Genomic DNA, 24,279 nt, shown 5'->3' on the forward strand with positions numbered 1-24,279 from the left:
AGTTTTGGTTTTAGAAGAATCGAGGAGATTTAATTTTACTTTGTTTTTGCACAAATTGATAACGTAAAATGAACTCGTGAGAACCATCGTTATATTTGTTCAATTCGCTTACAGTATAATCAAAAGCATATCCAAGGAAGAAACTTGGTGAAATTTGAAAACCTGCTAGTATGCTTACAGAATCATCTGTTCGATACGCTCCTCCTATAACAAACTTTTCCTGAATCATGAAATTTGCCGATATATCTGCAGTAATTGGAGCCCCACTTACTGCTTTTACTAAAAATGCTGGTTTAAATTTCAAATTCGGATTCAAATCAAAAACATAACCTCCCATTAAATAGTAATGCAAACGATCATAATCAATAGATTCACGAACATCGTCATAGTAATCATTCTGAATAAAACTTGGAACAGAAAATCCTACATACCATTTTTCTGTATAATAGTAAATCCCCGCGCCTACAGCAAGTTTCATCTGATTGTTTATGTTCTGATTTAACAAAACATCGTCATCATCATAATATCTTCCTTTAGACCAATCGATGTTTAACATTCTTGTACCAGCTTTAATACCAAAAGCCAATCTTTTTTCGTAACCAAGAGGCAATGAATAAGAGAAGTTTCCATCAAGATACAGTTCATTTGAAGGTCCGATTTTATCATTTACAACGCTTAAACCTACTCCTAATTGTTCATTTCTAAGTGGAGAATGAACGGAGAAAGATTGTGTTTCTGGTGCTCCAGGCATTCCAACCCATTGAGAACGATATAAAAGTGCTGCTTCTATGGTTCCGGTAGATCCAGCATACGCTGGATTTACCGCCATAGTGTTATACATATACTGCGTATACTCGGGATCTTGTTGTGCCGAAGCGCAAACCGTAATAAAAGAACATATTAAAATGAAATATGTTTCTAATGATTTTATATATAGTTTCATAACGATACTTATTTAGTTTAATTAATTAGATGATTAATAGAAGTGGGTTATCTCATAATAGACAACCAGCCTTTTTTAACCGTTCCATCTCCAATGGTTATCACATAAAAATAAGTACCTGTTGGCAGCATATCTCCTCTATTAACTACACCGGATACATTTGCTGTTCCGTTCCAATCATTTTCATAACTTGCTTTACTATACACTAACGCTCCGTATCTGTTAAATACTCTCAGCTCATTGTTTGGATAAGACTCAATACAGTCTATTCTGAACAAATCGTTTTTACCATCATTATTTGGAGTAAACTCATTATAAACAGTTAAACAAATTGGTTCTAATGTAACCGAAGCTGAATTATTTGAAGCATCAACATCTAAAGGAGTTGAAGTTTCTACAGTTGCCACACTTGTATAAGTACCGTTTGGCAATACTTCTGCAACAATTGTCAATACAACACTCTGACCTGCATTTAACGTAGGTATTGTCCAAAGCTGTGTTGCTGGGTCGTATGTTCCCGATGTTGCAGATGAACTTACTAATTGCAAACCGCTAGGAAGTAAATCACTAACAAGAGTGTTTATGAAATCACCTTCTCCTACATTGTTTACTGTAATAGTAAAGGTTACTTGATCACCAAAATTTGGAGTTGGATTATCAACCGTATGAGTAATCGTTAAATCTGAACAGCTTGCTACCGTAACATTTAAAGTTTTGATTGTTCTTTCGTCACAATTGTTAACATAAGCCACCGTTACAGTTCCTGGCCCAATATCTGACCAAGAAACAGTTACAGATCCATCGTTTATACCGCCGCCAGAAACAATAGTACCGCCGCTAATAGTCCATACATAATTAGACTTACCATTTGCAATTGAATAGGTCACCCCTTTGAATACACATGGAGTATCATCTGTAGTAGCAAGTTGAACTGCAGCATCATTTTCGAATGCAATTGTAATTCCTAATCTTGGTCCGTTATCACAGCCATTAAATGTATTAGCCAACGATCCTGCATAATAAGTAGTTGCAGTAAGTGGAGTTGTATTTGCCAATGGTGTTCCGCCAGTTGCAGACGCATACCAAACCACATTTGTTTCGTTTACCAAAATATTAGCTAATGTTGGCAAAGCAGACAAACAGAATGTCTGCGTTGTTCTTGGCGTTGTAATTACACTTGGTGAATTTACATTTACCGCAACAGCCAATCTTGCCGGATTTTCGCAACCTATAGCACTTGAAACTGCTCCATAATAAGTACCTGTCGCAAGGGCGGTTGTTGGCGGAATCGCTGTTCCTCCTGTCGCTGTGTTATACCAAACTACATTTGCTTCATTTACTTGAATATTTGCCACTGTTGGCGAATTTAAAGTACAGAAGTTTTGAGTTGTATTGGCAGTAGTAGGTGTTGGACTAGGATCAACCACCGTTACTGTTACCTGAAGACGAGTTGAGCTTTCACAACCTGTTGGATCAACAATGTTTCCGAAATACACTCCAGAAGTAAGCGCTGTTCCCGCAGGAATTGCAGTTCCTCCTGTTGCTGCTGTAAACCATGTTACATTGCTTTCATTTACTTGAATGTTTGCAATAGTTGGTGCATTTGCAGAACAGAAAGTTTGAGCTGTATTATTTGTTGTTGGATTTATTGTATTTCCAACTGTAACTGCTACTTGTAATCTTACACTGCTTTCGCATCCTGTTGCTGGATCTTTAATTGCTCCAAAGTAAGTAGCTGTTGTTAATACTGCTGTTGAAGCTAAAGCAGTTCCACCAGTTTGTGTTGTATACCAAACTACATTGCTTTCATTCACTTGAATATTAGCTACTGTTGGATTTGTACCTGTACAGAAAGTCTGTGCTGCAGCATTTGTTGTTGGTGTTGCTGGATCTGTTACATTCACATCAACTGTCAGTCTTGAAGCGCTTTCGCAGCCTGTTGCAGGATCTGAAATTGCTGCAAAATACTGGCCTGTTGTTAATGCTGTCGTTGGTGCGATTACTGTTCCACCTGTTAGAGCTGTATACCAAACAATATTTGTTTGATTGAACTGAACACTTGCAAACGTTGGTGCATTTACCAAACAGAAGTTTTGTGTTCCTGCCGTTACCAATGTTGGAGTTCCAGGATCGTTTACAATCACATCAACTGTCAATCTTGAAGCGCTCTCACAGCCCGTTGCTGGATCTGAGATTGCCGCAAAATACTGCCCAGTTGTCAAAGCTGTTGTTGGCGCAATAACGGTTCCTCCAGTTGAAGCTGTATACCAAACAATATTAGTCTCATTAGTCTGAATGCTCGCAAAAGTAGGAGCATTAGCTAAACAGAAGTTTTGTGTTCCTGCCGTTACCAATGTTGGTGTTCCTGGATCGTTTACTATAACATCAACTGTTAGTCTTGCAGCGCTTTCACAGCCCGTTGTCGGATCTGAAATTGCTGCAAAATATTGTCCCGTTGTTAAAGCGGTAGAAGATGGAATCAATGTTCCGCCAGTTGCAGCTGTATACCAGACAATGTTTGTCTCATTTATCTGAATGTTTGCAAATGTTGGAAGATCCTCTTTACAGAAACTTTGTGTTCCCGCAGTCACCAGTGTTGGTGTTCCCGGATCGTTTACAATTACATCTACTGTCAGTCTTGTAGCGCTCTCACAACCTGTTACAGGATCTGAGATTGCCGCAAAATACTGGCCTGTTGTTAGAGCTGTTGTTGATGGAATCAATGTTCCGCCTGTTAAAGCTGTATACCAAACAATATTTGTTTGATTAAACTGAACACTTGCAAACGTTGGTGCATTTACCAAACAGAAGTTTTGAGTTCCTGCAGTCACCAATGTCGGTGTTCCCGGATCATTTACAATCACATCTACTGTTAATCTTAAAGCACTTTCACAGCCTGTTACAGGGTCTGAAATTGCCGCAAAATACTGGCCTGTTGTCAAGGTTGTTGCTGGTGCAATCACTGTTCCACCTGTTAAAGCCGTATACCACACAATGTTGCTTTCGTTAATCTGAATACTCGCAAATGTTGGCTGATCTTCCTGACAGAAGTTTTGAACTCCCGCAGTCACCAATGTTGGTGTTCCCGGATCATTAACAATTACATCAACTGTCAATCTTAAAGCACTCTCACAGCCTGTTACAGGATCTGAGATAGCAGCAAAATACTGGCCTGTTGTTAAAGCTGTTGTTGACGGAATCAACGTTCCCCCTGTTATGGCTGTATACCAGACAATATTAGTTTCATTTGTCTGAATGCTTGCAAATGTCGGAAGGTCTTCTTTACAGAAACTTTGGGGTCCTGCTGTTACTAAAGTCGGTGTTCCCGGATCGCTTACGATCACATCTACCGTTAATCTTGAAGCGCTCTCGCATCCTGTTACTGGATCTGAAATTACCGCAAAATACTGGCCTGTTGTTAGAGCCGTTGCAGATGGAATCAATGTTCCGCCTGTTATGGCTGTATACCAAACAATATTAGCTTCGTTTGTCTGAATGCTTGCAAATGTCGGTGCATTTGCTAAACAGAAGTTTTGTGTTCCTGCTGTAATTAATGTAGGAGTTCCAGGATCGCTTACAATCACATCAACTATCAATCTTGTAGCACTCTCGCAACCAGTTATTGGATCTGAAATTGCCGCAAAATACTGGCCTGTTGTTAGAGCTGTTGCAGATGGAATCAATATTCCGCCTGTTAAAGCTGTATACCAGACAATATTGCTTTCGTTGATTTGAATGCTTGCAAATGTCGGTGCGTTTGCTAAACAGAAGTTTTGAACTCCTGCAGTCACCAGTGTTGGCGTTCCTGGATCATTAACTATCACATCAACTGTCAATCTTAAAGCGCTCTCGCAGCCTGTTACTGGATCTGAGATTGCCGCAAAATATTGTCCTGTTGTCAAAGCTGTTGTAGATGGGATCAATATTCCTCCTGTTATCGCTGTATACCAAACTATGTTGGTTTCATTTGTCTGAATACTTGCAAATGTTGGAAGATCTTCTTTACAGAAACTTTGTGGTCCCGCAGTTACTAAAGTCGGTGTTCCTGGGTCGCTTACTATCACATCTACCGTTAATCTTGAAGCGCTTTCGCATCCTGTTACTGGATCTAAAATTGCTGCAAAATACTGGCCTGTTGTAAGAGCCGTATTAGATGGAATCAACGTTCCGCCTGTTATGGCTGTATACCAAACAATATTTGCTTGATTGAACTGAACGCTTGCAAATGTCGGAAGATCTTCCTTACAGAAGTTTTGCACTCCTGCTGTTACTAATGTAGGTGTTCCTGGATCATTGACGTTAACAGTTACTTGCAATCTTAAAGAGCTTTCACATCCTGTAATCGCATCAGTTGCTGCTCCATAATAAATTCTGCTTACTAATGGAGTAGCCGAAGCAATTATATTTCCTCCTATCGCTGCATCATACCAAATTACATTGCTTTCATTAACTTGAATATTTGCAACAGTTGGTGCATTTATCAAACAGAAATTCTGAGTGCTATTTGAAGTTGTTGGCGTATTTGGATCGCTAACAATAATTACCGCATCTTGTAATGTTCCTGCTAAATTTTCGCAAGTATTAGTACTTGCAACAGCTACATAATAAGTTATCGGACTTACTGCTTTTGTTAAACCTGTAGCAGTTAAAATACCAGCTGCATCTATTGCATAAGTAACTCCTGCTATTACAGCTCCGTTTGTAATTGGCTGTGTTTTATTAGCATCTAAATACCAAGTGAATACTGGACTAGTTAATGTTGGTGCCGACGGAGTTAAAGATGCTGGAACACCATTACAAACTGTTACATCGTCAACTGTAATATCGTTTACTGTTGAAGGAGGCAAAATAGTGAATGTAATTTGTTTTCTGTCTGCTGCCGCAGTTTCACAAAATTCATCGGAACTCACTCCAACAAAATAAGTATAAGTTCCAGGAACCAATCCGTTTACTATCAACTGTGCAGTTGTTTCACCTGCAATTAATTGACTTGTTGTTCCATCAAAACGATACCAATGATAAACAGGATTTGTTAAAACTGGTGTCCCATTTAAACTTGTTGCTAAAGTTACAGTTCCAGAAGCAGAACAAATTGATGTTGCTGTTCCTCCGTTTAAAGTAATATCTGTCAAAGCATTTACTGGAGCAGAAGCTTTTACTTCAACAGTAACTTCTCCTCTTGCATAATTTTCACAGCCATAACGTACTGGCTGTACATAATATCTGTAAATACCTGCAGTCAAATTATCTGGTACTGTAAAAGTAGGTCCTGTGGCAACCAAATTACCTCCTGTTTCAGCATCATACCATCGATAAGTAGAACAGGCGACTTCAGGAATCTGAAGCTCAATTTCGGTTCCTGGACAGACCGTAATTTTATTCTGCGGATCTGCACCTATCACAGTTGTGTTAGCTGTTCTTTCTACAGTATGAACTCTTAAGAAATCTAACACTCCTGCAACGCCTCCCAAACGAATTCTAACTCTATCATAAATTTCTGTTGGAGAAGATACCAATACCATCGCCAATGTATTTCCTGGCAATAATTTTATGCTTAATAAAGTGCTAGTATTTTGGATTGGAGCACCAACTGCTACATTTCCTAAATAACGTTGAACTGAAAACCCTGTAAGTAGATTCACGCTTAAAAGAGTGCCTGGTTTAGAAACCACAATTCTTAAAGTATCACTAAGAACAGAAGGTGTTTTAAATTGCACCGTTAAATCTGCAGCCGCTAAAACTCCTGCCCCACTATACATTGTTGCAAAAGTAGTCACATCATTGTCAGCAACATTCCAAGCATCACTCACTCCTATTAATGCAGTTGCTGCACCAACTGGAAGATTTATATCTGTTGCTCCATAAAAGATATCCTGAATATCTCCCGGAGTACAAGTTACCGATGTAACTGGCTTTTTATAATGGGCTTCAAATACTTTTGTGTTTTGTGCAACACTTAGAAGTGAAGAAGATACAATACGAATACCATCATAATCTTGCGGACCTGATGCATCTGAAGGAACAAAAGTAAACTCATACGTATTATCACCAGAAATTAATTTTAATAGCGATCCTGACACAGGCTGCATTGCTCCAATAAGACTACCTCCAATAGTTCCTACTACTGATAAGTTTTCGCCAACCGCCAATAAACTATATTCAGATCCTAATTTGACTGTTACAGGAGTACCTTTAGCAATAGGAGTTGCCCATGTTAAATTCTGCCATGTTGTACCAACTCCCAAAAGTCCTAAACCTGTAGTAATTGTAGAGAATGTCTGAGGATTTCCGTCAACTGCATTTGTATTGTTTGTAACATCCCCGCTAATTATAGTGCCTTCAGTTTGTCCTGTTGCATAAACTCGTTCTGTTAAGTTTTGACAGCTTGTAAGGTCTATCACATTGATTACCTTAGTGGCAGTTGCAGTACAAATTCTTCCATCACTTGCAACAGCTGTATAAGTATAAACTCCTGGAATATTTAATGCTCCAGTTGTAAATGGAGGTCCGGCAATTGGATTTCCTTGCGGATCAAACCATGCAACTGTTCCTGTAGAAACTGCATTTAATGGAACATCAGTTCCTACATTTACAGATTCTTGCGGTGTAGTTATTATCAAACTTGGCAACGCATTAATTATAACCGTTACTGTTTGTTTAGCCGAAGGACAAGTGTCGCCTGCAAGCTGCGCTTCTATTGAATAAGACCCTCCTAATGTTATATTCGCCGCCGCATCCGCAGTTATCACATTATTTGAAGGATCATAAAAAGTATAAGTAGTAGCTCCTGATGAATCAAAATTAGTGATTGCATTTACCAAATTAGCACTTCCACAAACTTCCAATGGAGTAGCGATAACAGTTAAAGACGTTGTTGAAGGGAAATTAACTGTTACTTGTTTTAAATCTCCATTCACATTCTCACAAGTACCTCCATTCACTGCAGATATATATAAATTGTAAGGAGAATTCAAAGCAGTCAAACCAGTTAATGAAAGATCACCAGTAATAGGATCTTTTGCAAATGTTATACTTCCATCTATACTTCCATCTACAATTTCTGTTGCTTTATTTTGATCTTTATAATATCTAAATGTAGCTCCAGCAATTGTTGAAGTAGGTGCTATAGCCGCTATTCCAGTACAAGTAGCTTCAATCGGACTTGCTATTACAATATTTGCCTCTGTTGGGATTTGTAAAACAGGAACAGTAACTGGCTGACGAACACTATTTATACATATTCCTCTTACCGCCTCTATATAATAAGTAGTTGTTGCTGTTAATGCACCAGTATTATAAGTGCTTGTATTTGTTGCTAAAGCAGTTCCACCGCTCGCGTCAGCATACCAATTAATCGTATCTCCTGCAGTAGTAGTGGCTGTTAAATTTGCCGATTGTCCAGAACAAATTGCAGGCGATATACCCGTAATAGCAGCTTCTTTATATTTAAATGAAGCACCATAAATATCCAATTCGCTTAAAACTGAAGCAACCCCTCCTAAACGCACTTGCACTCCAGAGAAAGTATTCCCAGCAACAAAACTAGCTCTAAAACGATTTCCTCCTAAAAGCTGCACATTTAAAAGATTATTTATAGAGGCTCCGTCACCATTATTTGTTCCTCCATTATAACTTTCTAGAGTAATGTATGAAAGGGCACCAATATCTAAAACTCCCGTAGGCAAGCCAAGTTCTACTTCAATAATATCTCCCGCAAATCCAAAATTTGAAAAATCAAGTTTTTGCTGTATATAAGCTCCCACGCCAACTACGTTTCTAAGAGTCGTTGCAGTATCAAAATCATTGTCTACTGAATTTCCTTCAGTACCTAAAACAGCTGTACAACCAATACATAATCCATTTGTAGAAATTGTTTGCTGAAAAGGTCGTAAACAAGAAGTAATTACCGCTGCAGGAGTAACTACAACATTAATTGCTGTTCTAGTAGCGCTTACACAATCAGAATTATTTCTAGCAACAACATAAAATGTCTTGTCAGCTGTTAAAGCTGGTGATGGTGTGTAACTAGGGCTACCAGTTACGAGAGCTATTCCTCCTGTTGGTACATCATACCAGTCATAAGCAATTTGAGGAACAGGATTAGAAACTTGTAAAGTCACTACCTGTCCTGACTGAATAACTACTGTTGACGATGCTACAGTAGGCGCAGCTGGTATTGGATTAACATTAAGCGTAACTTTAGTACGAGTTGGACTAGAACAATTTCCTATTACTCCTTCGACAAAATAATCTGTCGTCGCATTCAATGCAGGAGTTGTAAAGACATTGCCTGTAAATACTAAATTCCCGCCTACATCATACCAATTATATGTAGTCCCGGCCACAGGTGCCTGCACTGTAATAGTAGATATCTGTCCAGCACAAAGATTCACTGGAGTTGGCGTAACAGTTGGCGCAACAGGATTATTGATCAATACCTGAACCGAAGATCTTTCGCTATTCACACAGCCATTTCTTGTAACTTCAAGATAATAAGTCGTGGGTGCAGTTAAAGCTGGCGTTGTATAAGATGCTGTCGACGCCAAAGAAGTGCCGCCAGTCGCTACATTATACCAGTTAACTGTTTCCCCTACTGCAAGTGCTGCAGTTAAAGTCGTAGTTGATCCGCTACAGATCGTTGTATTTCCTGTAATTGCAGGTTCTTTATATTTATAAGTTGCTTGATAAATATCAACTCTCGATAAAACCGCTGCCACAGCCCCTAATCTAATTTCTACACGATCAAAATTAGCGCCTGCAGTCACACTCGCTCTAAAGCGGTTTCCCGATAATAATTGCAAAGTAATTAACGGATTTGTTATGGCTACTCTGTCATTATTATATGTTGCACCATTATAAGTTGCCAAACTCACAGCACCTAATAAGGTAAGATCGGCCAAACCGCCCGGCAATTCCAAGTCTACCTCAACAATATCACCTGCTTTTCCAGGATTATTAAATTGCAATGTCTGCTGTATTGATGCAGCAACTCCAACTGGAACACTTAAAGTCGCAGCTGTTGCTGGATTACCATCTACAGAATTACTCAAGTTAGTTGCACTACATAATAAACATATGCCTACCTGAGTAGTTACCTGACTGCTCGCTTCAAGACACCCGCCCAAAGCTGATGGTTGAACGGTTACCGTAACAGGTACTCTAGTTGCACTAACACAATTTCCATTTGGACTTTGCGCCTCAACATAATAAGTTTTAGTAGCTGTTAAAATTGGCGTAGTAAAAGTAGCTGTATTTGTTGCAACTGCAGTTCCGCCAGTAGGCGTTTCGTACCAATTTAATTGTGCTCCAACTTCTGAGGTTGTGGCATTTAAAGTTGCATTCTGACCTGATTGTATAGTAACACTTTGCGTCAAAACTGTCGGTGTGGCTGGTACAGCTGTAGAAACAACATTCGTTTGTATTCTATTACTTATACAGCTTCCAATAGAAGCTTCCACAAAAAATGGAGTAGTCCCTAAAGGAACAGTTGGCGAATAAGTCGTGCCTGTTGCTAATGCAGGCCCACCCGTTGAAGCTGCATACCAAGAATAAGTCGTTCCTGGAACAGGATTTACAACCGATAAAGTAGTTTGCTGTGTCGCTCCTGTGGAACAAACCGTAAGCCCCGTGTTGCTAATTGCTGGCGCAATCGGATTAGAAACATTTAAAACAACAGGTACGCGAACATTTCCTTCGCATCCTGCAGCTCTAGTTATTCCTATATAGTATGTCGTATTTCCTGATAAAGCAGGAGTTGTATATGTATTTCCTACTGCTAAAGCTGTCGTAGAAAATTCAGAACTATACCACGCTAATGTAGTACCTGCTGCAGGTGTTGCAGTAAGAATTGTTGGAACCCCAGCACAGACAGTCTGTGTTAAACCACCAGATACAGTTGGCTGAGCAAATTCAAGCCTAACATCGTAAACTCTTAAGCTTGTTAGAAGAGCTAAAACACCTCCTCCAACTTGAATTTGAATTTGGTTGGCATCACCCGTAATAGGAAATTTTGCAACGGCAACCGTATTGCCGCTTAGCAAACTTAAATTCAAAAGCGGACTATTTAAAGCCACACTTGAACCTACATTGGTTCCAGAATTTTTAGCTTGAATCGAAGCATTTGATAATAAACTTAAATCAAGCAAACCATTACCTGTACCAAAGTAAATAGCTACTTGGTCACCGGCTCGGGCCGTTTGATTTAAGGTCAATGTTTCTTCTGCAAAACATCCAGCTACAGCAACACCATTTGATAAGGTCGCATAGGTGGATAAGCCAGCGCCATCAAAAGCATTGGCTGGACTATCAACATCTACTCCAATACACAAAAGCCCTCCTCCAGCACTATTTGTCTGAGACACAGGTCTACAAATAGTTTGAGAGAATGCATTTGTGCATATAAAGAATAAAGTTAAAAGTCCTAATAATCTCATTTGAGGATTGAGATTACAAAAAGTAAATTTTTTTTTCATAATTTGGAAGATTAGAAAATGGACAATAAAACACCTCTTGCAGTAAGTGTATGCACCTACGCAATTAAACAATCAATTAAAAATGAACCAGTTAAAACAAAACATCACAGCTTATAAAAAAGCTGTAAACTCTGTTTTTAAAAAAAATTATGCTGAATTCAGTATATCAAAATATACTGGAGAACAAATTCGATCTCTCTGAGACAAAATAAGTTCCACTTTTTTTGAGGAAAAATGATTGTAGTCAGTTTTCCTAGAGGAGTGATTTGTTGCAGGTCTAATTTTCATAATGAAAATTTTTAGTTGAAAGTAGAACTGGGGAATTCTTATATATAGTCAATTCATTTTTCTTTTAGAGAAAGTTGATTAGTCCTTCCCTAAAATATCCAGTTTCAAAAACCAGATTAGAATCTACATTATATTCAATAAAATTTTTACTCCTTATAATCAGCACACCTAATGGGGTAATTAAAAGACAGCAAACTAAAATTAAAACCTTTTGAAAAAAAATTAAATATTGTGTAACGATTAAGATTATCGTCGAGACGAGATAAGCTTACTAAGGTAAAAAGTAAAGCTAAAATAAAGGAAACAACTAAAGTAAATTTGATAAAGAAAGTAATTGTCAATTCCATACACAGACTTATTAAGTTATTATTTAATTCTTTCTAATTTCAATCTCAACATTAAGGTAAAAATATTTCTACCTTTTAGGTAAAAAAACAAAAGAAAAACTTTGTTTAACTTTTGTTACCTAAAATTAGGAAAAACAAAAACACAAAACAAACCTAAAATTCTTATAATTTATTCTTAAAACTTTAATTTCAAAATTACAAACAGAGCAGAACATTAGAAAAATCGCTACATTTAACATATTTTTGTCGCCAATTATTCGCTAAGCAAAATATTGAACAAAATATGTTAAATCGATATAATTAAAGTATAATCTTACAGTATATATAAATTTATCGACCAAAATATTCGCTATTAAGACCAAATGCAACATTTTTTTATAAAAAAAGTCTATTTCTTAAAATACATTGAAAGATTAAAAATAAACACGTAGAAATACGTGGTTAAAATTCACAAAAAGATTAAACAAAAGTTAAAAAACAAAAAAAAAGGCAGGTAATTAATTAACAATTACCCGCCTTTTCAATACTATAAAAACTAAAACTATGATTCGATAATGGTATTAATCTGCTTAAATAATTGGCCATCACTTAAAAAAGCACCTTGCTTAATCAATTCAAAAATCGAAGAATTTCGTTCTTCAGTAAATACCTTCTTTCCTACTTTCATTTCAATATTGTCTGTAAACATATTATCGCTCAACCATTGAAGCCCCTCTTTAGTCAAAAAATCTACTTCAGGAGAAAACGATTTTAAAACAATAGATTGAATATAGGTATCAAAACAATGAAATAAAAAGATATGATTTTTAGAAAAATGCTCTAAATATTCCGCTCTACTCAGTACCCCTTCCCAAATCAAATCTGAAAAAACATCAAGTTCCTGTTCTGCAACTTCTGGTTTATTAACTTTAAGTTCTTCCCACTCTTTTCTATCTATTGCTTGTGTTGCCAAAAAACTTGCAAATTCTGCATGTAATTCATCAAACTGCTCTTTTGTTAATCTTGCGTATTTCATTTTCTTTTTAAGCTTTATACTTTACGCTGCAAGCTCTAAGCCTCAGCTATAAATCTAATTATTAGTACAGTTTATATTAAAAAAAAATCCCGATTTACATCGGGATTTTAGTATAGATTTAAAAACTATTACTTTTCAGCAACAATTTCGTAAGCCAATTCAACGATTACATCTCTGTGTAAACGAACTGAAGCATTGTATTTACCTAAACGTTTTACAACGCCGCTAGTGATGAATTTTCTATCGATAGCATTACCAGATTTCTCAAGAGCTTCAGCGATATCAATATTAGTGATAGAACCAAAAAGTTTCTCTCCACCAGCTTTTGCACTAAGTTTAATTTCAAGAGCTTTTAAAGTTTCAGCCAATGCTTTAGCATCAGCAACAATTTTAGCTTCTTTGTGTGCTCTTTGTTTTAGGTTTTCAGCTAAAACTTTTTTAGCAGAAGGAGTTGCTAAAGTAGCAAAACCTTGAGGAATTAAAAAGTTACGACCGTAACCAGGTTTTACAGATACTACATCATCTTTAAACCCTAGGTTTTGTACGTCTTGTTTTAAAATAATTTCCATGTTGTTGTCCTTATATTTTAGAAGTTAGGTTCTGATTAAACAGAAACCAGCGACTAGATTTTTTTATACTATTTTAATAAATCGGCCACGTATGGCATTAAAGCTAAGTGACGAGCTCTTTTTACAGCTACAGAAACTTTTCTTTGGTATTTTAATGAAGTTCCAGTTAAACGACGTGGAAGAATTTTTCCTTGCTCGTTAACGAATTTCAATAAGAAATCAGCATCTTTATAATCGATGTATTTGATTCCTGATTTTTTGAAACGGCAATACTTTTTAGTTTTGTTAGTTTCAATGTTTAAAGGCGTTAAATATCTGATATCTCCGTCTTTTTTTCCTTTTGCAGATTGCTCAATTGTAGACATAATAATTACGCTTTAGTAGATTTTAATTTTGCTCTTCTTCTCTCAGCCCATGAAATAGCATGTTTATCTAAACTTACAGTTAAGAAACGCATAACTCTTTCATCACGTCTGAATTCAGTTTCAAAAGCTAAAAGAACTTCTCCAGCTACTTTGAATTCGAATAAGTGATAAAAACCACTTTTTTTGTTTTGGATTTCGTAAGCCATTTTTTTAAGACCCCAATCCTCTTTCGATACCATTTCAGCTCCTCTACTAGTAAGAAATTCTTCAAATTTCGTTACTGTTTCCTTCACCTGAACCTCAGATAAAACGGGATTTAAAATGAAAACAGTTTCATAATGATTCATAAATAAAAAATTTATTTGTTAAAATTGGGTGCAAAAGTAAGCATTTAATTTATATATCCAACACTTTTTTTCTTTTATTCGTCATAATGCAAAAAAGATGCCTCAACTTTAGTTTTTTTTACAAAAAAATAATACATTTACTACTGCTATCCTGAATTTATTCTAAATTTAAATGTTATGAAACTAAACTGTGTTGTTGTAGATGATAGTTCTATACAAAGGACAATTATTGCCAAATTGGTAAATAATCACCCAGGCTTGCATTTAATCGGGGATTTTTCTAATGCAATTGAAGCAAAAAGTTGTATCTCATTAAATAATATCGATTTAATATTTCTTGATATAGAAATGCCAGTTATTAATGGCTTTGATTTTCTTGACGGATTAAAATCAAAACCTCAAATTATATTTATTACTTCCAAAGCCGAATATGCTTTGAAAGCTTTCGACTATGACGCTACCGACTATCTTCAAAAACCAATTGCAGTAGATCGCTTTAATGCTTCTGTAAAAAGGGCAATCGATATGCATCTGCTGAAAAAAGATGTCAAAGAAGAAGAAGGCGAGCATATATTCATCAAAAGTAATCTAAAAAAACTTAAAATCTTCACTTCAAAAATAAAATGGATTGAAGCTTTTGGAGATTATGTAAGAGTAGTAACTGAGGACGACAGCAATTTGGTTCTTTCTACCATGAAATCTTTTGAAAATGATTTATCGAAAGACAAATTTATCCGTGTTCACAAATCATACATCATTAATATAGACAAGGTTGAGCGCTTTAACAGCAAATTTGCCGAAATAGGCATCACCAAAATACCTTTAAGCCGCAATAAAAAAGAAGATCTTGTAAAAGCTCTTTCAACTTCTTCGTAAATGCTGTTTAATAGAAATCTACATTAATCACAACTTTTATAGCTCTATATTGAGCCACAGCCTCAAAACTATTCAGCATTTTCTGAATAGTTTTTTTTGTGTTTCCTAAATGAAGATTATGAGGAATCTTTATCAAAATAGTTCTGATGTACTCGTTTCTTATTCTGCTTATTGCCGGTTCTTCTGGCCCTAAAACAGGCATTCCTAAGTTTTGGCTTAAAACCTGATACAGCCACATTGCTCCTTCTTTCAGCTTATCGAAATCTTTGTGTTTTAATGTAAGCTTTATAATCCTGAAATAAGGCGGATACCTATAGATCTGTCTATCATACAATTGCTCCTTATACATACCAATATAATTATGGTTTGTAACCTGCTGAATTGTATTATGATTTGGATTATAAGTCTGAATGACAACTTTTCCCTGTTTTTCTGATCTTCCTGCTCTTCCTGCAACTTGCGTCATCATTTGAAAACTACGTTCAAAAGCCCTAAAATCTGGATGATGCAGCATATTATCAGCATTCATAATCCCAACCAACCCCACATTATCAAAATCAAGTCCCTTGGCTAGCATTTGAGTACCCACCAAAATATCAATTTCACGATTCTTAAATGCGTCTATTATCTTCTCAAAACCAAATTTGCCTCGAGTAGTATCTTGATCCATTCTAGCAGTTTTCGCTTTCGGAAAAAGCGAAGACAACTCCTGCTCTATTTGCTCTGTACCAAAGCCTTTTGTAGTCAAATCAATACTTGAACAACTGTGGCAGTTAGTAGGTTTTGCAATCGAATAACCACAATAATGGCATCGCAACTGATTTTTATGTTTATGATAGGTCAAACTCACATCGCACTGCTGGCAATGCGGAACATGCCCGCAAGTCAGACATTCTATAATAGGCGAATATCCTCTCCTATTTTGAAACAAAATAACCTGTTCGCCCAACGACATTGATTCTGCAATTTCTTCAATTAAAAGATCACTAAAATGCCCTGTCATTTTTTTTCTAAAATGTTTGTCTTTTAAATCAACCAAAAGCACTTCAGGCAAACGAACATTTTTATATCGCTCAGAAAGCGTTACCAACCCATACTTATCGTTTTGCGTATTAAAATACGTCTCAATACTTGGCGTTGCAGAACCTAACAATACTTTAGCTTTATGAAAATTAGCCAAAACAATTGCCGCATCTCTCGCATGATATCTTGGTGCTGGATCTGTCTGCTTAAAGGTTTGTTCGTGTTCTTCGTCAACAATTAATAATCCTAAATCATTAAAAGGCAAAAACAACGCCGATCTGGCTCCTATTACAATTTGAGCCTTTGGAGAATTTTCAAGCGTTTGCTTCCAAACCTCAACCCTTTCATTATTGCTATATTTAGAATGAAAAACAGCAACTTTATCCCCGAAATGAAGGCGTAATCTTGAAACCAACTGTGTAGTAAGCGCTATTTCTGGCAACAGATACAAGACTTGTTTTCCTGTTTCCAGGTGCTCTTCGATTAGTTTAATATAAATCTCCGTTTTTCCGCTCGAAGTTACGCCATGAAGCAAACAAACTTCTTTTGTCAAAAAGCTATTTTTTATGCCAGAAAAGGCATTTTCTTGAGCTTCACTTAGCTGTAACTCTTTTTTAGATACTTCTCCATTAAACACAACACGATCGTGCTGTAAATAATATTCTTCGAAAATTTCTTTTTCAACTAATGATTTTACGGCTGTAGATCCAGCATTAGAGACTTCAATAAGCTTCTTAACTGTAATCGGCTTTTTCTCCGATGCACTAATTTGAAAATACGCTAAAACAATTTCCTTTTGTTTATTTGCATTTTTCAATACCGTCATCAATTCTTCCAAACCATTATCAGATTCGTATTTTGAGTGTAATTTCACATATCGAACCAACTTTGGCTTGTAAGTTTCTTTTATTTCTTCATCTAAAAAAATAACATCCTTCGCAATTAATTTTTGCAAAATCGGAAGTATGTTTTTTTTATTTAAAATCGAAGTAATTTCTTGAACCTTTAATGAACTCTGATGATGCAAAGCTTCATAAATTAAAAACTCATCATCAGAAAGTTCGCTGTCATTCACCACAACATCGGGTTTATGCGAAATAATAGTTTCGCTTTCCAACAATAATCCACTCGGAAATGCACCGCGATACACATCTCCAATGCCACACATATAATAGTTTGCAACCCAAAGCCAGTGTTTAATCTGAATCTCGGTTGCAATAGGTTTTTCATCTAAAATCTGGTGAATTTCTTTTGCCTCATATAATGTTGGAGCATTTTCATGAACATCTAAAACGAGCCCCGTATATATTTTACTTTTACCAAAAGGCACTGCAACCCGCATTCCTTTTTTAATGAAATGAAATTCAGCCTCAGAAACTCGGTATGTAAATGTTTTAGCTAAAGAAAGCGGTAAAATGACTTCTATGAAATGCATGGATTTTTTTTATAAGTCAGTCGATTTATTTCTGACCTGATTTGGAAGAAGCGCTGTTTGAAAGATTATAGTCACGAACTAGCTTCAAAGTATGATTTATAGATTCACTTGTCGTTCCGTCATCATGTCCCGGAATAACATACTTCGGATTTTTAAACTTTGACTGAACCTTTTTTATAGACCTTTCCCATTCTTTAACATCAGCATCTCCTAAATTGCCCAAATCTTTTGCTTCGGCACTTTTTATAAAACATCCTCCGTAAAGAATTTTCTCTTTTCCGAACCAAACTACAATATTGTCTGGCGCATGTCCTTTACCTGGGTAATATACTTCAAAATTATATTGTCCTACGGTAAAAGTTGCATCATTCGGAATTATAAACTCAGCTCTCCCTTCATTATTCTCTTTGAGGATTTCGTCTGTTAGTTTACCCGAGTAAGTTCTAATTCCTTTTTGCTTATAAAAATCCAATCCTCCTGCACGATCTTCATGCGAATGCGTGGCAAAAACCATTACTACCTTCTTGTTATGTTTTGCCTCAATACTGTCCAACAACGGCTGAAACTGCGTTTTATCCCATGGAGCATCAAAAAGAACAACACCTTCTTTGGTAACTACGTACATGGCATTGGCAGAAACTTTAACCCCTTTATAATCGTTAAAAGTTCTATAAACATAAAAGTCACCCGTAAGATGACTTATTTGTAATGGCGAATTCTTAGATTGTCCAAAGCTATTTGAAACTATAACTAAGAATAAAATTATCGAAGCTAATTTTTGCATTAAGTTTTAATTAGTTTTTTACTCTTGTCCAATATTGTGTTCTTCCCATTAGAGAAACCCCAACATATCCGCGAAGTTTCAATTTATCTGCAGACTCCAAAGTAATGTAACATTTATACTTTTTTCCGCTTCCTGGATCTAAAATTGTTCCTCCATTATATTCTGAACCGTCTTTTTTAAGGCCATTCATAATTACCATTCCTAAAATTGGTTTGTTCTTTTCAGCCCCATCACATTTTACACATACATCTTTTTTGTGGCCTTCACGAAGTATATCTATTACTTTGCCATACACTTTTCCTGATTTCTCGTAAATCTCTACGATTGATTTTGCTTCACCTGTTTCGTCATCAATTGTTTTCCATTTCCCAATTACACCTTGGCTTTGCATGGTTAGCGCAAAGAAAAAAACACCGATTGTTAACATCCAATTTTTCATACTAGTAAGTTTTTTTTTGTTTTAATTTTCTGATAGAAGCATTTAGTTCGAACCCTAAAAGCAGTATCATACAGTTTATCCAAATATAAAACATTAGAATTAATAATGTTCCAATAGAACCATAAAGTTCGTTATATTTTGAAAATTTTATAACCCAAATTCCAAAAAAGAACGAAGATATAACAATTAAGACCGTTGTAAAAACAGAACCAATGCTTATAAAAGGCACTTTATTATACTGTTTTGTACCATAACGCAATAATATTGAAGATGTTATCAAAATCATTAAAACAACAAATAAATATCGTCCTAATATTATAAGCGGAATTCGATCACTTAACACATCTTGAATAATTGTTTTTTGAATAAAAACCTCAAAAACTACGATAGTGGCAACCGTAACAAACAAAATTATTGTCATTACGAGCGAAATCGCCAACGCAACCAAATATTGATGCAAGAATCCGCGTTTGTCAAAAACATGTTTTGAAGATTCAAAACCGCTTAAAATACCGTTAATTCCGTTTGCCATTAAAAATATCGAAAGAAAAAATCCAGACGAAAGTAAACCCGAGTGACTATTATTTAAAATATCGCTGATAATTTTACTAATCGCATCAAAAGTATTTGGTGGCACACTTTGCTGAACAAACTGCAAGAAATCTTCCTGAAAATTATCTATCGGGATAAACGGAATCAAGTTTAAAATAAATAGCGCAAAAGGAAATAAAGCCATAAAAAAGCTAAAAGAAACCGCACTTGCATGATATGAGAATGCACCATCTATAATTCCGATGGTATACATTTCCAGTAAATCATACAAAGAAAATCCCTCTAACCAAGGGAATTTTATTCTTTTGAAAAGTCGGACTAGATTGCGTATTACAGGCAATTTCTCAATCCGATCTTCTATCTCTTTCGACATATTTTTTGATTTTAGATTTTAGAGTTCAGTCCCGACAGCTATCGGGATAGATTTACAAAACTCATAACTTATAACTCAAAATTCAAAACTTCATTAAAAAGCTTTCAAACTCAAATCCATATTATAAACAGAATGCGTTAAAGCACCAGATGAAATATAATTCACGCCGCATAAAGCATATTCTCTAACTGTTTTTTCACTGATATTTCCAGAAGATTCTGTTTGACATTTTGTACCAATTAATTCAACAGCCGTTTTAGTATCTTCATAATTAAAGTTATCAATCAAGATTCTGTGAACACCATCACTCAATAAGATCTCTCTGATTTCATCCAAATTACGAGCTTCAACAATAATCTTCAGATCAAGATTATTCTCTTTTAGATATTCTTTTGTCTTCGAAATAGCACGAGTAATGCCGCCAGCAAAATCAATATGATTGTCTTTCAGCATAATCATGTCATACAAAGCATATCGATGATTTTCGCCACCGCCAATTTTTACAGCCCATTTCTCTGCAACTCTAAAATTTGGAGTAGTTTTACGCGTATCTAATATTTTTGCTTTTGTTCCTTCCAAAAGCCCCATTAAATGGTTAGTTTTTGTAGCAATTGCCGACATTCTCTGCATCGTATTCAGAACAACCCTTTCGGCTTTCAAAATAGATTGAGAACTTCCAGAAACTTCAAAAACAATTTCGCCATATTCTACACGTGTGCCATCTTCAATAAAAGTTTTTACTTTTAGTTTTGGATCTACATGTTCAAATATCATTTTGGCTAGTTCAACTCCGGCAATGATTCCTTGATCTTTTACCAATAGTTTTGCCTGACCATGAGCATTATCTGGAATACAAGCCAGCGAACTGTAATCACCCGGCCCCACATCTTCTCTAATAGCATTACTGATTAAAAGTTTTAATTCTGCTTGAAATTGAGCTTTGCTTATCATTTTTCTGTTTTTAATAATAATGCTAAATTAGGATATATTTTATGGATTTGAAAGCTCCGCCAGCATGAAAAATTACATAAAACATTAAATATCTCTTTTTTAACCATTAAGATATTCAGAAAAATAAAGTTACAATTCTTAACAAAACTTAATCTGTTAATAAGCGTTCAATTAAATATCTTTGAAGTTCAATCAAGCAAAATTTATGGGATTAATTAAAGACATTTACTCGGTTTCTTTTTACGAAAAATTTGGTCAGGCTGTTGCCGAAGTGTATCCAGCATTCAACAAACAAAAATTTATTGAAGCAATTTACGAAGGCGATTTTACTCAAAAAGAATGGAAAGAAAGAATGAAACATACAACTGTTGTGTTTCATCAATTTATGCCTCAAAATTTCCCCGAAGCCGTTTCTCTAATTGATAAAATCATAGAAAACTTAAAGAAAAACAACTTCACAGATAGCAATTTGGCTTTCATCTTTTTTGCCGATTATATAGAAATGTACGGTTTAGAGGATTTTGAAACTTCGAAGAATGCTTTTGTTTCTATAACTCAATTTATAAGCTGCGAGTTTGCCGTTCGCCCTTTCATTTTAAAATATAAAGAGCAAATGATTGACGAAATGATAAAATGGTCATTGCACAAAAACCATCACGTGCGTCGTTTAGCAAGCGAAGGTTCACGCCCAAGATTACCGTGGGCAATGGCAATTCCGTTTTTGAAAAAAGATCCCTCTTCTATTCTTCCAATTTTGGAAAATCTAAAAAATGATTCTTCAGAATATGTTCGAAGAAGCGTTGCCAATAATTTAAACGATATTGCCAAAGATAATCCACAGATCGTTTTAGAAATTGCTTCAAAGTGGAAAGGCCACAGCAAAGAAACGGACGGAATTATCAAACACGGATCTAGAACTTTATTGAAACAAGGACATCCAGAAATTTTGAGCCATTATGGATTAGAAAGCAGTAATATTGAACTTTCGTCTTTCGAGATTAAAACTCCAACTGTAAAAATTGGGGATTATCTTCAGTTTCAATTTCATTTAAATAATAAAAATGAAGAACCAAAAACGGTTCGTTTAGAATATGCCGTTCACTATAAAAAAGCAAAAGGACATTTGGCGAAAAAAGTCTTCAAAATCAGCGAAAAGATTTATCATCCAAATCAATTAACTAAGATTGAAAGAAATCAGTCTTTTAAGTTAATTACAACAAGAGTTTTTTATACAGGAGCTCATCAATTGTCTATTATAATTAATGGAACTGAAAGTGAAGTTTTGGAGTTTGAGTTGATTGAATAATTTTTAAAGAAAGCATGAACATTATTCTTTCAAACCAATTTCATCAATTGATGCAATATTATTTTTTCTCTGTCTAATTAGTTTCAAACTCAACTTTATCAAGAAGTATGTAATAAGAAAATAAAACACTAAGCAAGTGAGAAATCCAATCGCATACCCTGGAGCACCAACAACTCCAGTTTCAAATTTCTTTTTACAGTTTTCAAATTGTATTGGAAATGCATAAAACGCAGGAAAGCAAAGTAAAACTGTGAATATTAAAATTATCACACCAGTTATTTTTTTTAATATTTTCATTTATATCTTGAATCCAAAGTCCTTATTGTTAGTTACTATTTTTGCGAAAATAAGATACTATCTATTTCTATGCATCTGCGTTTTTTTTCAAATGTATCCAAATTTAATCTGCATTACAAAAATAACTTCAACGGATTTCTTATTTTTATAATTCAAAAAAAAAATCCAAAAACAAGTTTCTTAATCTAAATTAAGTTACAGATTTCTATCACAACTGTAATTTTGTTTTCAAATCAAATAGTACCACATGTCAAATATCAGTTTAATTATCGAAGAACGTGCTGCCAATATTGGCAACTTTTTAGTAGGCCGTTTATTGCCTTTCCGTGAAAAAAGAGCCGTTGGGCCATTTGTATTTATCGACCATATGGGACCTGCACATCTAAGTGACCATGAAAATATGGACGTTCCTCCGCACCCGCATATCGGACTTTCAACACTTACATTTTTATTTGAAGGAAGCATTATGCATCGCGATAGTTTAGGAACAGAATTAGAAATAAAACCAGGTGCCGTAAACTGGATGACAGCAGGAAAAGGAATTGTACATTCTGAAAGAACACCAGAATATTTAAGACATACAGATAAGATGCTTCACGGATTACAGATTTGGGTGGCACTCCCAAAAGAATTGGAGCAAATGGATCCAAATTTCACGCATGTAGAAGCAGATGATATTCCAGCTTGGGAAGAAGATGGCGTTTCATACAAATTAATTGCTGGTGAAGCTTTTGGAAAAAAATCTCCAGTTCCTGTTTATAGTCCACTTTATTTTATTGAAATTAAAAGCAAAGAAGCTAAGAAAATCAATATTGGGCACCATTTATTTGGCGAAAGCGGTTTATATATCTTAGAAGGAAGCATAAAAAATGGCGAACATGTTTACGATCCGAAACAGATTTTAATTACAACTGAAGCTTCTCTTTGCGAATTTGAAATTTCTGAAAACTCTACGGTTTATCTTTTTGGTGGAGAACCTTTTCCTGAAGAACATTTTATATTTTGGAACTTTGTTTCTTCTGATAAAAACCTCATCGAAAAAGCTAAAAAAGACTGGACAGAACAGACTTTCCCGAAAGTTCCTGGCGAAACCGAATTTGTACCATTACCAGAACCAAGAATCAAATAATTATGGATACAGTATCAGCAAAAATAGATACGCGTTTGTATCGAACGGAAATTACATCTGCAAGTGGAAACGTTTTAATTTCAGATGAACCACAATCCTTAGGCGGAAAAAATTTAGGTTTAAATCCAACAGAACTCTTAGCTTCATCATTGGCTTCTTGCACTTTGATTACTTTACGAATGTACATTAATCGCAAACAATGGAACGTCGAAGAAATCAATGTCAAAATCGATTTTGAAAGAGATTCAGAACGAAATTGCACCTCATTTACCAGAAAAATTGAAGTGATTGGCGAAGTTGACCAAGAACAAAGACAAAGATTAGAAACGATTGCAAACAGCTGTCCAATTCATAAAACATTGACACATTCAATCGAAATTAAAACAACATTAATATAAGCAGAATGGAAATTCAACAAATAAACGATACAAGAAGAGGCCATTTTGAAGCTATAGAAGACGGAAAAGAGGCAGGAAAAATGACTTACACTTGGGCAGGAGATTCTAAATTCATTATTGACCACACTGAAGTTAGTCCAGATTTTAACGGAAAAGGTGTTGGTAAAAAATTGGTTATGGCAGCCGTTGATTATGCCAGAGCAAATAACTTAAAAATTATTCCGCTTTGTCCTTTTGCTAAAAGCGTTTTTGATAAGGTTCCTGAAATACATGACGTACTTTTTTCATAAAAGGCTCTAAGGTACTGAGATGCTAAGGTTCTAAGTTTTTTTTAACCGCAAAGAACGCGAAGGATTACGCAAAGTTTGCA

General features: G+C 35.5%; 17 protein-coding genes. 5 read left to right on the forward strand and 12 right to left on the reverse strand.

The window, feature by feature from the left end; translation table 11 throughout:
* Positions 1–10: 10 nt before the first annotated feature.
* The 6 genes from RB618_RS08085 to rpsF form a co-directional block, all read right to left on the reverse strand.
* Positions 11–943: a type IX secretion system membrane protein PorP/SprF gene (locus RB618_RS08085; RefSeq protein WP_308068290.1), complete on the reverse strand. Its 933-nt coding sequence runs from the start codon at positions 941–943 to the stop codon at positions 11–13.
* Positions 944–990: 47 nt separating this feature from the next.
* Positions 991–11,415, reverse strand: coding sequence for a gliding motility-associated C-terminal domain-containing protein (locus tag RB618_RS08090; RefSeq protein WP_308068291.1), 10,425 nt, complete (start codon positions 11,413–11,415; stop codon positions 991–993).
* A 1,176-nt stretch (positions 11,416–12,591) separates the two neighbouring features.
* The gene (locus RB618_RS08095) at positions 12,592–13,065 is read right to left on the reverse strand and encodes a DUF6495 family protein (protein WP_308068292.1); all 474 of its coding nucleotides are present in this window, start codon (positions 13,063–13,065) and stop codon (positions 12,592–12,594) included.
* Between the two features lie 128 nt (positions 13,066–13,193).
* Positions 13,194–13,634, reverse strand: a complete 441-nt coding sequence (gene rplI, locus RB618_RS08100) for a 50S ribosomal protein L9 (protein ID WP_308068293.1) — start codon at positions 13,632–13,634, stop codon at positions 13,194–13,196.
* Between the two features lie 68 nt (positions 13,635–13,702).
* Positions 13,703–13,999 carry a 30S ribosomal protein S18 gene (gene rpsR / locus RB618_RS08105; RefSeq protein WP_002987043.1) on the reverse strand — a complete coding sequence of 99 codons (297 nt, stop codon included), beginning with the start codon at positions 13,997–13,999 and terminating at the stop codon, positions 13,703–13,705.
* 5 nt (positions 14,000–14,004) lie between these two features.
* On the reverse strand, positions 14,005–14,346 hold the full coding sequence (gene rpsF / locus RB618_RS08110; protein ID WP_068842999.1) for a 30S ribosomal protein S6: 342 nt from the start codon (positions 14,344–14,346) through the stop codon (positions 14,005–14,007).
* A gap of 177 nt (positions 14,347–14,523) precedes the next feature.
* Between rpsF and RB618_RS08115 the strand changes: the two genes are divergently transcribed.
* Positions 14,524–15,222, forward strand: coding sequence for a LytTR family DNA-binding domain-containing protein (locus tag RB618_RS08115; RefSeq protein ID WP_308068294.1), 699 nt, complete (start codon positions 14,524–14,526; stop codon positions 15,220–15,222).
* 7 nt (positions 15,223–15,229) lie between these two features.
* On the opposite strand, the gene priA is transcribed toward RB618_RS08115, so the two are convergent.
* The 5 genes from priA to nadC form a co-directional block, all read right to left on the reverse strand.
* Entirely contained in the window at positions 15,230–17,680 is a 2,451-nt protein-coding gene (priA, locus tag RB618_RS08120) for a primosomal protein N' (RefSeq protein WP_308068295.1), read from the reverse strand.
* A 25-nt stretch (positions 17,681–17,705) separates the two neighbouring features.
* Entirely contained in the window at positions 17,706–18,464 is a 759-nt protein-coding gene (bla-B1-FLAV, locus tag RB618_RS08125; protein WP_308068296.1) for a subclass B1 metallo-beta-lactamase, read from the reverse strand.
* Between the two features lie 10 nt (positions 18,465–18,474).
* Positions 18,475–18,903, reverse strand: a complete 429-nt coding sequence (locus RB618_RS08130) for a DUF2147 domain-containing protein (RefSeq protein WP_308068297.1) — start codon at positions 18,901–18,903, stop codon at positions 18,475–18,477.
* Between the two features lies 1 nt (position 18,904).
* Positions 18,905–19,828, reverse strand: a complete 924-nt coding sequence (locus RB618_RS08135; protein ID WP_308068298.1) for a YihY/virulence factor BrkB family protein — start codon at positions 19,826–19,828, stop codon at positions 18,905–18,907.
* Between the two features lie 93 nt (positions 19,829–19,921).
* Positions 19,922–20,779, reverse strand: a complete 858-nt coding sequence (gene nadC, locus RB618_RS08140) for a carboxylating nicotinate-nucleotide diphosphorylase (protein WP_308068299.1) — start codon at positions 20,777–20,779, stop codon at positions 19,922–19,924.
* A gap of 205 nt (positions 20,780–20,984) precedes the next feature.
* On the opposite strand from nadC, the gene RB618_RS08145 reads away from it, so the two are divergent.
* Positions 20,985–22,085: a DNA alkylation repair protein gene (locus RB618_RS08145; RefSeq protein WP_308068300.1), complete on the forward strand. Its 1,101-nt coding sequence runs from the start codon at positions 20,985–20,987 to the stop codon at positions 22,083–22,085.
* A 21-nt stretch (positions 22,086–22,106) separates the two neighbouring features.
* Here the strand turns inward: RB618_RS08145 and RB618_RS08150 are convergent, their stop codons facing one another.
* Entirely contained in the window at positions 22,107–22,382 is a 276-nt protein-coding gene (locus RB618_RS08150) for a hypothetical protein (RefSeq protein ID WP_111376965.1), read from the reverse strand.
* A 247-nt stretch (positions 22,383–22,629) separates the two neighbouring features.
* On the opposite strand from RB618_RS08150, the gene RB618_RS08155 reads away from it, so the two are divergent.
* Genes RB618_RS08155 through RB618_RS08165 form a run of 3 tightly spaced genes read left to right on the forward strand, consistent with a single transcriptional unit; the run spans position 22,630 to position 24,199 of the window.
* Complete coding sequence (locus RB618_RS08155; RefSeq protein WP_308068301.1) at positions 22,630–23,511, forward strand: pirin family protein; 882 nt, start codon at positions 22,630–22,632, stop codon at positions 23,509–23,511.
* A gap of 2 nt (positions 23,512–23,513) precedes the next feature.
* Complete coding sequence (locus RB618_RS08160; protein ID WP_308068302.1) at positions 23,514–23,909, forward strand: OsmC family protein; 396 nt, start codon at positions 23,514–23,516, stop codon at positions 23,907–23,909.
* Between the two features lie 5 nt (positions 23,910–23,914).
* Positions 23,915–24,199: a GNAT family N-acetyltransferase gene (locus RB618_RS08165; protein WP_308068303.1), complete on the forward strand. Its 285-nt coding sequence runs from the start codon at positions 23,915–23,917 to the stop codon at positions 24,197–24,199.
* The last annotated feature ends 80 nt before the right edge of the window (positions 24,200–24,279 follow it).

The organism is Flavobacterium sp. LHD-85 (assembly GCF_030929595.1).
In the GTDB taxonomy this organism is placed as follows: domain Bacteria; phylum Bacteroidota; class Bacteroidia; order Flavobacteriales; family Flavobacteriaceae; genus Flavobacterium.